This window comes from Janthinobacterium algoris, from assembly GCF_051380935.1.
Lineage (GTDB): Bacteria > Pseudomonadota > Gammaproteobacteria > Burkholderiales > Burkholderiaceae_D > Janthinobacterium.
The window spans coordinates 184,774-196,720 of sequence record NZ_JBNYXZ010000013.1; the positions used below are offsets into that span (position 1 = coordinate 184,774).

10 protein-coding genes and 1 rRNA gene are annotated in these 11,947 nt (G+C 57.8%); 4 read left to right on the top strand and 7 right to left on the bottom strand.

The genetic code is table 11. The features are described 5' to 3' along the window. Positions 1-9 precede the first annotated feature (9 nt). The 4 genes from ACQ4W7_RS19755 to ACQ4W7_RS19770 form a co-directional block, all read right to left on the bottom strand. The gene (locus ACQ4W7_RS19755; RefSeq protein WP_436532667.1) at positions 10-726 is read right to left on the bottom strand and encodes a phosphoadenylyl-sulfate reductase; all 717 of its coding nucleotides are present in this window, start codon (positions 724-726) and stop codon (positions 10-12) included. A 9-nt stretch (positions 727-735) separates the two neighbouring features. After that, entirely contained in the window at positions 736-1,296 is a 561-nt protein-coding gene (locus ACQ4W7_RS19760) for a DUF934 domain-containing protein (RefSeq protein ID WP_436532669.1), read from the bottom strand. Then, positions 1,289-2,977, bottom strand: a complete 1,689-nt coding sequence (locus tag ACQ4W7_RS19765) for a nitrite/sulfite reductase (RefSeq protein ID WP_426072847.1) — start codon at positions 2,975-2,977, stop codon at positions 1,289-1,291. Before ACQ4W7_RS19765 ends, ACQ4W7_RS19760 begins: the two co-directional genes overlap by 8 nt. A gap of 81 nt (positions 2,978-3,058) precedes the next feature. Continuing rightward, a complete protein-coding gene (locus tag ACQ4W7_RS19770; RefSeq protein WP_426072848.1) occupies positions 3,059-3,832 on the bottom strand; it encodes a sulfite exporter TauE/SafE family protein in 774 nt (257 codons plus the stop codon). A 160-nt stretch (positions 3,833-3,992) separates the two neighbouring features. Here ACQ4W7_RS19770 and ACQ4W7_RS19775 point away from each other — a divergent pair, with 160 nt between their 5' ends. From ACQ4W7_RS19775 to ACQ4W7_RS19785, 3 genes are all read left to right on the top strand, one after another. Further along, complete coding sequence (locus ACQ4W7_RS19775; RefSeq protein ID WP_102292355.1) at positions 3,993-4,934, top strand: CysB family HTH-type transcriptional regulator; 942 nt, start codon at positions 3,993-3,995, stop codon at positions 4,932-4,934. Positions 4,935-4,994: 60 nt separating this feature from the next. Next, on the top strand, positions 4,995-5,645 hold the full coding sequence (locus ACQ4W7_RS19780; protein ID WP_426072849.1) for a class I SAM-dependent methyltransferase: 651 nt from the start codon (positions 4,995-4,997) through the stop codon (positions 5,643-5,645). Positions 5,646-5,839: 194 nt separating this feature from the next. After that, complete coding sequence (locus ACQ4W7_RS19785; RefSeq protein ID WP_426072850.1) at positions 5,840-6,787, top strand: porin; 948 nt, start codon at positions 5,840-5,842, stop codon at positions 6,785-6,787. Positions 6,788-6,839: 52 nt separating this feature from the next. Here the strand turns inward: ACQ4W7_RS19785 and ACQ4W7_RS19790 are convergent, their stop codons facing one another. The 3 genes from ACQ4W7_RS19790 to ACQ4W7_RS19800 form a co-directional block, all read right to left on the bottom strand. Further along, complete coding sequence (locus ACQ4W7_RS19790; protein WP_436532673.1) at positions 6,840-8,030, bottom strand: PAS domain-containing sensor histidine kinase; 1,191 nt, start codon at positions 8,028-8,030, stop codon at positions 6,840-6,842. A 164-nt stretch (positions 8,031-8,194) separates the two neighbouring features. Further along, positions 8,195-8,953, bottom strand: a complete 759-nt coding sequence (locus tag ACQ4W7_RS19795; protein WP_101480230.1) for a LytR/AlgR family response regulator transcription factor — start codon at positions 8,951-8,953, stop codon at positions 8,195-8,197. A gap of 63 nt (positions 8,954-9,016) precedes the next feature. Further along, positions 9,017-10,309 (bottom strand): sensor histidine kinase, encoded by a 1,293-nt coding sequence (locus tag ACQ4W7_RS19800; RefSeq protein WP_426072852.1) that lies wholly within the window; start codon positions 10,307-10,309, stop codon positions 9,017-9,019. A gap of 628 nt (positions 10,310-10,937) precedes the next feature. On the opposite strand from ACQ4W7_RS19800, the gene ACQ4W7_RS19805 reads away from it, so the two are divergent. Then, a 16S ribosomal RNA gene (locus ACQ4W7_RS19805) occupies positions 10,938-11,947 on the top strand; the annotation flags it as partial.

The window sequence follows — 11,947 nt, forward strand, 5'->3', positions numbered from 1 at the left end:
TGTGTCTGTTCAGGCTGCCACGGATTTGATGCGTATCAACTTACCGTCCACCATGTGCAGGCCGCATTCCTTGGATTCCGGGTTTTCCCACCACCAACGCCCGGCGCGCACATCTTCGCCTGGCTGGACGGCCCGCGTGCACGGTTCGCAGCCGATGGACGGGTAGCCCTGGTCGTGCAGCGCGTTGTAGGGCACGTCGTTGGCGCGGATATAGTCCCACACATCTTGCTCGGACCAGTCGGCCAGCGGATTGAATTTCGTCATCGCGTGCGCGGCGTCGTCTTCCTGTACGTGCAGCTCGGCGCGCGTTGTGGACTGGGCGCGGCGTTGTCCCGTGACCCAGGCCTTGTTGCCGGCCAGCGCGCGGCCCAGCGGTTCGACCTTGCGGATGCGGCAGCATTCGCGGCGCATCTCGACGCTGTTGTAGAACGCATTCAAGCCATTCTGTTCCACATAGGTTGCCACCGCTTCCGGCTGCGGGCGGTACAAGGTGATGTCGTGGTCGTAGCGGGCCTTGACCTTGTCGAGCACGGCCAGGGTTTCCTGGTGCAACCGGCCTGTTTCCAGGGAAAAGATGCCGATGGCCAGCTTCGCCTTGAGAATCATGTCGGTCAGCACCATGTCTTCGGCTGCCAGGCTGGACGCGAACACGGCCGGCGCAAAATCTGCGGCGATGCGTGTCAGCGTTTGCTCGGTGGCGTCAATTAAAGTAGTCAGATCGCTCATCACGGTTCCTCAGATGCCGGCCGCGTTGTCGAGGTCAGGATTCTGGCCTTCGCGCTGGTGGCGGCGGAACAGCGGCGATTTTTGATCCCACGACGCTTGGTAGGTTTCCGAAAAGACAGACAAACCTTTCAGGGCATCATGGATGCTGCGGTCGGACCGGGTGGCATACGCATCGAAGCCGACCCGGTGCATGGAAAACAGCTGGTCGCGCAGCACGTCGCCAATGGCGCGCAATTCACCTTGGAAGCCCAGGCGGGCGCGCAGGTTGAACGCGATGGAATAGCCGCGGCCATCCGTGAATTTCGGGAAGTCCACGCCGATGACGGGCAGTTGCGCCACGTCGGCCGCCAGGTCTTCCGGCCGCTCGTCGCTGGCCAACCAGACGCCGATATCGGGCAGGCGAGCCAGCAGGGTCTCGCGCTGGGCTTGCCAGACTGGCAGCGGCACGATGACCCTACCGGCAGGCACGACCACCGTTTCCGGCGTGTCGTTTTCATCGAGGCGCAGCAAGCCCCAGCTATTCGGCACCACGGCGGCGTTCTTGATGATTTCTTCGCGTACTTCAAACATATTCGTCTTCTCCCACCAGGTTGCCGACCGTGATCGGCGTTGCATAGACATGTTCCTTGAACGGCGCCAGGCCTAGGCGCTGGGCCGTATCGACGAAGCGCTCGCCTTCATGACGGTCGCGCACGTAGACGTGCAGTAGGCGGCCGATGACTTCAGGCATTTGCAGGGAAGAGAACGATGGTCCGATGATCTTGCCGATGGCGGCGTGGTTGCCTTGCGCGCCACCGATCGACACTTGATACCATTCGCTGCCATCCTTGTCGACGCCGAGGATGCCGATGCTGCCCACATGATGGTGGCCGCAGGCATTGATGCAGCCGGAAATATTCAGCTCGATCTCGCCGATGTCGTGCTGGAAGTCGATGCTGTCGAAGCGCTCGGCAATGGCGGCCGCGATCGGCAGCGACTTGGCGTTCGCCAGCGAGCAGAAATCGCCGCCCGGGCAGCAGATCATGTCGGTCAACAAACCGATGTTCGGCGTGGCCAAGCCATGCGCCTTGGCTTCCTGCCACAGCTTGAACAGTTTCGATTGCTCGACGTCGGCCAGCACCAGGTTTTGCTCATGCGTCACGCGCAATTCGCCAAAGCTGTAGCGGTCGGCCAGGTCGGCCACGAAGTCGATCTGCTCGGCCGTCGCGTCGCCCGGCGGCACGCCCGTTTTCTTCAAGGACAACACCACGGCCACATAGCCGGGGCGCTGGTGCGGCTTGACGTTGCGCGCCAGCCAGTTCACGTAGGCCTTGTTGTCCGCGTGTTCCGTCTTGTAATCGAGTTCCGGCAGGGCAAGGTAGGCGGGCGGATTGAAGAAGTCCGCCACGCGCTGCATTTCCTCGGCGCTCAATGTTTCGGGACCGTCCTTCAAGTCGACCCACTCTGCTTCCACCTGGCGCGTGAATTCTTCCACGCCGATGGCTTTCAACAGAATCTTGATGCGCGCCTTGTATTTGTTATCGCGGCGGCCGTGCAAGTTGTACACGCGCATGATGGCCTGGATGTAGGTCAGCAAGTGTTGCCACGGTAAAAATTCGCGCACCACGCTGCCCAGAATCGGCGTGCGGCCCATGCCGCCGCCGGCCATCACCTTGAAGCCCACTTCGCCGGCTGCGTTGCGCACGGCCGTCAAGCCGATATCGTGCACGGCAATGGCGGCGCGGTCTTCCTCGGCGCCATTGATGGCAACCTTGAATTTACGCGGCAGGGCGATGAATTCGGGGTGGAAGGTGCTCCACTGGCGCAACACTTCCGCATACGGACGCGGATCGATGATTTCATCGGCCGCGACGCCGGCGTAGGGGTCAGATGTTGTATTACGGATACAGTTGCCGGAAGTCTGGATCGCGTGCATTTCCACCGATGCCAGATCCGTCAGGATATCGGGTGTCTGTTCCAGTTCGATCCAGTTGAACTGGATGTTCTGGCGCGTGGTGAAGTGGCCATAGCCGCGGTCATATTTGCGCGCGATGTGCGCGAACATGCGCATCTGCTTGGACGACAGCAAGCCGTACGGCACGGCGATGCGCAGCATGTAGGCGTGGCGTTGCATGTACAGGCCGTTTTGCAGGCGCAGCGGGATGAATTCCTCTTCCGTCAGTTCATTGGCGATACGGCGCGCAACCTGGTCTCGGTACTGGGCGATGCGTTCTTTGATGATGAGGTGGTCGTACTGATCGTAATGGTACATATCAATTCCTAAAAAAGCCGGGGTGCTGGAAGACTGCCTGGGATGATGTTCTTGATACTGCTCTGATCACATGGTCGGTCATTAATAGATTAGCTTCACTGCCACGCCGGTCAAGGTCATCGCCAGCAGCACGCGTAAAAACTTTTCCGGCACCGAGCGGGCAACCCAGGAACCGAGCGTGATGCCGGGCAAGGAGCCGACCAGCAGCGAGGCCAGCAATTCCCAGTGGATGGAACCGAGCCACCAGTGGCCCAGGGCGGCGATGGCGGTCAGGGGCACGGCGTAGGCGATATCGGTGCCCGCCACTTCTGCCGAGCTCATGCGTGGATACAGCATCACCAGCAAGGTGGCGCCGATGGCGCCGGCGCCAATCGACGAGACCGTCACCAGCACACCCAGCACGGCGCCGGAGATAATGGTTGCAGCAGTAAGCTTGTTGCCTTGTAATTGTTTCTCAGGGTGCGCGTTGATCCAGGCCAGCATGCGGCCCTTGAAGATCAGCGCCACGACGGTCAGCAGCACGGAGGCGGCGATCGAGTAACGGATGATCTGGCCGATTTCCGGTGACAGGGTGCCGAACGATTTCAGCGCCAGGGTCGCGACGACGGCGGCGGGCAGGGCGCCGATGCACAGGCGCTTGACAATATCCCAGCGGATGGTGCCGCGCAGGCGGTGCGTGAGGGTGCCGGCGCTCTTGGTGATCGAGGCGAAGGCCAAGTCGGTGCCCACCGCCACGGAAGGAGGCACGCCAAACAGCAGGGTCAACAACGGCGTCATCAGCGAGCCGCCGCCCACGCCGGTCATTCCTACCAGTAATCCTACGGCAAATCCTGAGACTATATAAGACAAAGTCATGCTTGCACCCCCAAAGTACTCGCAATAGTAATAAACTTAGTGTTTATTCCAAACTACTTAGTACGCATTTGCTTATATGCGATATGCGTATATGCATGAGCACAAAATCATGGGTGGGGCGGAAACTCGGCAAATCACGGCAATCTAGGGCAAACCAGCAATGAATCTCCATCAACTGCGCTTCGTGCGCGAAGCGGTCCGGCAGAACTATAACCTGACGGACGCCGCCAAGGCCTTGTTTACGTCGCAACCGGGCGTGTCGAAAGCCATCATCGAGCTGGAGGAAGAGCTGGGCGTGGATATTTTTACACGCCACGGCAAGCGCATCCGCGGCTTGACGGAGCCGGGTCGCCTGGTGCTGGAGTCGGTCGAGCTGATCATGCAGGAAATCGACAGCATGAAGCGCATCGGCAAGGAATTCGCGGCACAGGACAGCGGCAGCTTTACCATTGCCACCACGCATACGCAGGCGCGCTACACCTTGCCCAAGGTGGTGCAAGCGTTCATGATCAAGTTCCCCAAGGTGAGATTGTCGTTATTGCAAGGAAATCCACGCCAGATCGCCGAGATGGTGCAGCGCGACCAGGCCGATCTTGCGATCGCCACGGAATCAATCGCCGCCATCGATGGCTTGATTACCTTGCCCTGCTATCAATGGGAGCACGTGGTGGTGGTGCCGGTCGACCATCCGCTGCTCAAGTCGAAGTCCGTGACCCTGGAGGAAATCGCCGCTTTCCCCCTGATTACCTATGACAGCGCGTTTGCCGGACGCAACAAGATCGACCATGCTTTCGTGCTGCGCGGCCTGAAGCCGGACATCTTGCTGGAAGCCATCGATGCCGACGTCATCAAGACTTATGTCGAGTTGGGCATGGGGATTGGTATCATAGCGGGTATGGCCTTCGATGCCGAGCGCGACAAAGGCTTGCGCGCCATCCCTGTCGGCCACCTGTTCGGCATGAATGTGTCGCGCGTGGCCGTCAAGCAGGGCGCGTATTTGCGTAGCTATATTTATACCTTTATCGAGTTGCTGACGCCGACCTTGAATCGCAAGCTCATCGAGCAGGCGATGAGCGGTGATAAAGAGCATTACGAACTATAACAATGCAGGACACGGGCGGGCGATGTGCCTGGCCCGGATTATTTAGAAGAGAAGAAACACATGATTACCGATCAGCTTGCCAAATATTACGCCACCATCGCGCAGCAGTACGAGCGCGTCTATGACAAGCCCGAACGCCAGGAAGACCTGGAAGTGTTGCGCGACAAGGTCGCCGACGTGCTGGAAGGCCACACCGTGCTGGAACTGGCCTGTGGTACCGGTTACTGGACGGAACTGGTCGCCGAGTCGGCCGAGTCGGTGCTGGCCACCGATATCAACGATGAAATGCTGGCGCTGGCTCAGGCACGCGGCTTGCCCGACAACGTCACCTTCGCCAAGCTCGATGCGTTCAATTTACCTGATGACTTGCTGGGCAAGTTCACGGCCGTGTTCGCCGGCTTCTGGTGGTCGCACGTCAAGCGCGAAGACCAGGACAAATACCTGAAGCAATTGCGCAGCAAGCTGGGCAAGGACATTCTGCTGGTGCTGATTGACAATTCCTATGTTGATGGCAGCAACACCGTCATCGCGCGCACTGACCTGGAAGGTAATACCCATCAGTTCCGCACAACGGATGGGGGCGAGCGCTATGAAGTGCTGAAGAATTTCCCGTCGGATAGTCATCTGCGCAAGAAATTTGCCCATTCGACCCGTGAAATCCGCATGAAGCGCCTGGAATACTACTGGCTGCTGAGCTGCCGCCTGAAGTAAAGCCGGAACGGCAACATTAACCGCCCTCGGGCGGTTTTTTTTCGCCTGTTGTTTTTATGTGACACGATGTTGTGCCAAAAAGCAACATCTTGTCGATGTCATATTGTTGAAGTATTTGGTGGGCATGATTCGGTTCAGCAGCTAAGCAGCTCAGCAGCAGCTCAACTTGTCCAACCTAATGTAGAGAATCTCAAGTGAAAAAAATTACTCTGGCAGCATTGATCATCGGCACCTTCGCAGCAGCTACGGCGCAAGCACAATCGAACGTCACCGTGTATGGTCTGGTTGACCTCGGTATTGCCAAGACCACTGGCCAGCCGACGGTACAACGCGAAAACAATGCGTCGCGCCTCGGTTTCAAGGGTACGGAAGATCTGGGTGGCGGCCTGTCCGCAATTTTCAACCTGGAAAGTGAATTCCTGGCCGACACCGGCGCGCAAAAAGGCGTGTTGTTCGACCGTCAAGCATATGTGGGCTTGAAGGGCGCTTTCGGTACCGCCATCCTGGGCCGCACCAAGAATCTGGTCGATGGCACCATCGCCCGCGTCGATCCATTCAATACCTATGGCGTGGTTGGCAAAAACAATGAAACCCTGCTGCGTTCGGGCGTCGGCTCGTCGCGCGTGAACAACGCTGTGACCTACAACAGCCCAAGTTTTGAAGGTTTCGTGGGCAGCCTGCAATACGTGCTGAGCGAAGTCAACAGCGCTGACGCAGGTGTGATCGGCCTGGCAACCTACGACAACGGCCCGATCAGCTTGCACGCCGGTTACGAAAAAGCCGTGCAAGCAACGGCAACGGCGGCCAAGCCTGACCTGTGGTCCATCGGTGGCGGCTATAAATTCGGCCCAGCCAAGATCACGGCGGCTTACTCGAAAGGCGACACCAAGGTGGCAACCACGGGCGAATACAAGTCCTACCTGATCGGCCTGAACTACACGGTTGGCGGCGGCGATGCCAAAGTGTCGTATGGCAAGCAAGAGCAAAGCAACAACAAGGTCAAGGATCAAGACACCATCAAGGAATTTGGCGTCGGCTACGACTACCACCTGTCGAAGCGCACCGACGTGTACGCTTACGCTGGCCGCGAGCGCGTCAAGTCGCTGACCTCGTACCAAGTTGGTATTGCACACAAATTCTAAGCATCAGTTGATGTGATGGATGACCAAGGCGCCTGCGGGCGCCTTTTTTTCGTTATGACGTGGCTGTTTCCATCACTGCCGCCTGCATGGGCAGCGAGATTTCAATGCGTGTGCCGCCGAGTTTGTTATCGGCGCCAATATGGATGCTGCCGTTCAAGCCCCACACCCGTTCGCGCATGCCCAGTAGTCCCAGGGCCGTGGCTTTTTCCAGGTCGTGTTCGGCAATGCCGCGGCCGTCATCCTGAATGGTGATCGCCAGCGAGGAGTCGATGCGGTGCAGGGCAATGGTGATGTGGTTCGCCTCGGCATGGCGCGCGATATTCGTCAGTGCTTCTTGCACGATGCGGTAGATGGCCGTGCTGCGCGCATCGTCGAGCACCAGGTCGGCCTCGTCGGCCAGTAAATCAAAATGCACGGCGCGACGCTGCAGGAAATCGTGGCGTAGCTTCTGTAGTGAAAAATACAGTCCCCCTTCATCGAGCGCGCGTGGGCGCAGGTTGCTGGCGATGCGTCGCAGCGAGGTGATGGCTGTCACCAGCAAGCTGTCCATGCTGTGCAGCAGGGTCTGCAGGGGCTGGGTCGTGTCCGTGTGCTGGCGCACCAGGGTCAAGTCGACGCGCAAGGTGGCCAGCAACTGCCCCAGGTCGTCATGCAGTTCGCGCGCGATATGCTTGCGTTCCTCTTCGCGGATGGATTGTAGCGCGCTCGACAATTCACGCAATTGTGAAAAAGAGTGGGCCAGCTGTTCATGCATTTGCTGGCGCACACTGATATCGCGCACGATGACGGTAAATACGCTATGACCGTCTTCCTGCATGCTGGAGAGCGAACCTTCGAGAGGGAACATGGCGCCATCGTTGCGCCGTCCCGTCAAGGTGTAATCGGTGGCGCGCCGGCCTGTCAGGCGCAACTCCTGGCTGATGTCGCCAAACGGCGGATCGCCCTCGTGGTTGCCCAGGCTGCCCAGGGTGCGCAAGTCGCGCAGGATGTAGTGGCCCAGGCGCATGCCGCGCATGCCGGCTGGCGTGTCGTCGAACAATCTGGCTGCCGCCGCGTTCGCAAGCAGGATGATTTGCTCGCTGTCGATGCTGATGATGGCATCGCTGGCGCTGTCGATGATGGCCTGGCCGCGTGCCTGCCGTTGTCGGCGGGCTTTCAGCGGAGGAAACAAGCACAGCAATAGCGCCGCCGCCATGCCCAACGGCAGGATGCGCAGCAGTGTGGGACTGCCTCGGTCGGGCATGGGGTTCTCCTTGCGAACGTGAACGAAGGCAGGCAAGACAGGGATGGAGAGTTGGACTTTATGTAGCCTATGCCTGTTGGTGCGGCACGGCTTGATGTGGCGCAGGAAGGGGAAAGAAGAGAGCTATGCGCCGCGCCGGCCTGGGCCGGGCGCCGGCGAGAGACCTACATTTGCTTGAACAGGTGCAAGAAGCTGCGGCTCACTTCGAGCTTGTCGGATTTTCCTTTGATGAGCACCAGGTGGCGGCCGCGTATATCGCGCGTCACGCCTTCGATGGCATTCACGTTGACCAGAGTGGCACGGTGGATTTGCCAGAATAGCGAAGGGTCGAGCTCTTCGGCCAGGTCGCGCACGGGCTTGCGGATCAGCGCCTCATACTTGGCTGTCTGCACGCAGGTGTATTTCTCGTCAGAACGGAAAAACAAAATCTCTTCTACGGGAATCATGCGCAAGTCCTGGCCGATGCTGGCCTGTATCCATTGCAGGTAGGTGGGCTTGGCCGTTATTTTCTCTGCCAGCTGCGACAGCATGGCCGTGACGCTGCTGTTGACGTCCAGGGCCGGCTTGTTCAAGTGCGTTTTCAGGCGCTCCACCGTCACCAGCAAGCGTTCATGCTCGGGCGGCTTGAGCACATAATCGACGGCGCCCCGCTCGAAGGCTTCGACAGCGTGGGTATCATAGGCCGTGACAAAGACGATATGCGTCTTGCTGCCAATCACTTGCGCCGCCTCCATGCCCGTCTTGCCCGGCATGCGGATATCGAGGAAAGCAAAGTCGGGTTTGAGTTGCTCCACCAGCTCGATCGCTTCGTCGCCATTCTTGGCTTCGCCGATGATTTCCAGTTCAGGCCAGGCCTGGCCCAGGCGCAGGCGCAGCTGGTCGCGCATCAGTCTTTCGTCGTCGGCAATAATAGCGGTAGGCATAGGTCTCAAGTGTGAACAGGCGAAGATTGATTATTCAATGATTTAGCGTTTTTATCAACTGTCTTATTTAGACAGCTGATATGGCACTTCTATCACCGCGCACACACCGCTGGGCTGGTTGGGCGTGATGGTCAGGCTGCCCTGCTCACCATGTAGCAGTTTCAGGCGTTCGCGGATAGTGGGCAAACCCAGTCCCGTGCCATCGCTGGGCACCACGCCAAAGCCCAGGCCGTCATCAGTGACGATGACGCGCAGCTTGCTGTGCGCCACTTCGGCCACGATGCGCAGGGTGCCGCCTTCCGGTTTGACTTCCAGGCCATGCTTGATGGCATTTTCCACCATCGATTGCAGCATCATGGGAGGGAAGGCGGCGCTGCGCAGGCCGTCGGGAATCTGAAAATCGACGGTCAGGCGTTCTTCCATGCGCATTTTCAGCAGGTTCAAGTACGCCTGCACCATGTCCGCTTCACGGCCCAGGTTGGTAATCAGGGCGTTGTCGCGCATTTGCGGCAGCACGGCGCGCAGATACTGGATCAGGCTGCGTTGCATCTTGGCCGCGCGCGGCGGATCGACCTGGATCAGGTGCTCGACGGAGGCAAGCGTGTTGAACAGGAAGTGCGGCTCGACTTGGGCCTGCATCATCTGCATCTTCGCTTCGCTGAGCTGGCGCTGCATGGATTCCCGTTCGGCTGCCTCATTCGCCGTGACAGTTTGCGCTTCCGCACGTTTCTTGCCGCCAACCAGGGCCTTCATGGCGAACAAGGCCAGCACCAGCAAAGACACAAAGCTCTTGAACCAGGTCGAGGCTTGCTGGTGATAGCGTGACACTTTTTGTTCTGCCGCATCATCGACCGCTTCTTCTATGGCATTCGACAACTCTTCGCCGATCTGTGGCGGTAATTCAATATGGACTTCTTCCCCTGAAGCATTAGTGGTCACCGGATAGCTGGGCTTGGCGGGGGCGGCCGGTGGTTCTGGTGGCGCTTGCGGCACGGCGTTTGTGTGCTCGTCCGCCTCGGTTGCATCGGCCGGGTCGCTGGCGGCATCGGTCGTGCTGCTACGCCGGTTCTTGCTGTTGCGGGGATTGAAATGGATGCCGGTATCGTCGATCAGAATATTGGTCTCACCCGCGCCCTTGCTGCTGCGTTTATGCGACTTGATGACAACTTCTTCGTCCTGGCTGGACGAGAACAGCTCATCTTGCAAAATGGAGCCGGCGATCAGGGCCAGCGCCGCGAACAGGAAAAATTTCCACCAGGATAGCTGGGTGACCCAGGTCGTCGTCGCGTCGAATGCCCGTTGCAACCAAGCGAGGATGGTTTTCAACAATTGGGGCAGGCTGGAAATCGGAAGCATGGGAGGTACTTTCAAGTACAAGAGTTAATCGACGCAGCGGGCAAGTTTAACCCCTTGTTGAGTAGCGTCAGAGTCTGATGTTGCCACTGTGCCTAAAGACCACAAACTACGCCAGTCGATTGCGACAGGCTGCACAAAAAGGCGCTTGAAGTGAAGGCAGGGCTTGCTGGGCGGCGTAGACATGCCACTGCATCGAAATAGTCCTTGCCGGGCACGCAGGGCAGGGCTATAATTCGCCCCCTCGCTGAACGACGCATGCAAATGCCGAGTAAAGCAGGGTGAAAAAGAAGGTTGACGAAATGCTGCAAACGCTTCATACTCTTCCTTCTTCGCAGCTGACAAACACAACGCTTTGTCGATAGCGCGAGAGTAGTAAATAAGCAGTACCGAATACCGTTCTTTAACAATTAACAGTCGATAAGTGTGGGCATTTGATGTAAGTGCAGCAGTGATCTTCGGATCACTGTAAAACTTAAAATATCAAATGTTCACAAGAAATAATGAAATAGGATACTTCTTCGGAAGTAGCCTGTCAGTTTTTTGAGTGAGCAAACACCTCGCAATGCGAGGGGTTTGAACTAGTTAAATAGTTCGACCATGCCTGTAAAAGGGCAAAGTAACAGAGATTAAACTGAAGAGTTTGATCCTGGCTCAGATTGAACGCTGGCGGCATGCCTTACACATGCAAGTCGAACGGCAGCACGGAGCTTGCTCTGGTGGCGAGTGGCGAACGGGTGAGTAATATATCGGAACGTACCCTAGAGTGGGGGATAACGTAGCGAAAGTTACGCTAATACCGCATACGATCTAAGGATGAAAGTGGGGGATCGCAAGACCTCATGCTCGTGGAGCGGCCGATATCTGATTAGCTAGTTGGTAGGGTAAAAGCCTACCAAGGCATCGATCAGTAGCTGGTCTGAGAGGACGACCAGCCACACTGGAACTGAGACACGGTCCAGACTCCTACGGGAGGCAGCAGTGGGGAATTTTGGACAATGGGCGAAAGCCTGATCCAGCAATGCCGCGTGAGTGAAGAAGGCCTTCGGGTTGTAAAGCTCTTTTGTCAGGGAAGAAACGGTGAGAGCTAATATCTCTTGCTAATGACGGTACCTGAAGAATAAGCACCGGCTAACTACGTGCCAGCAGCCGCGGTAATACGTAGGGTGCAAGCGTTAATCGGAATTACTGGGCGTAAAGCGTGCGCAGGCGGTTTTGTAAGTCTGATGTGAAATCCCCGGGCTCAACCTGGGAATTGCATTGGAGACTGCAAGGCTAGAATCTGGCAGAGGGGGGTAGAATTCCACGTGTAGCAGTGAAATGCGTAGATATGTGGAGGAACACCGATGGCGAAGGCAGCCCCCTGGGTCAAGATTGACGCTCATGCACGAAAGCGTGGGGAGCAAACAGGATTAGATACCCTGGTAGTCCACGCCCTAAACGATGTCTACTAGTTGTCGGGTCTTAATTGACTTGGTAACGCAGCTAACGCGTGAAGTAGACCGCCTGGGGAGTACGGTCGCAAGATTAAAACTCAAAGGAATTGACGGGGACCCGCACAAGCGGTGGATGATGTGGATTAATTCGATGCAACGCGAAAAACCTTACCTACCCTTGACATGGCTGGAATCCTTGAGAGAT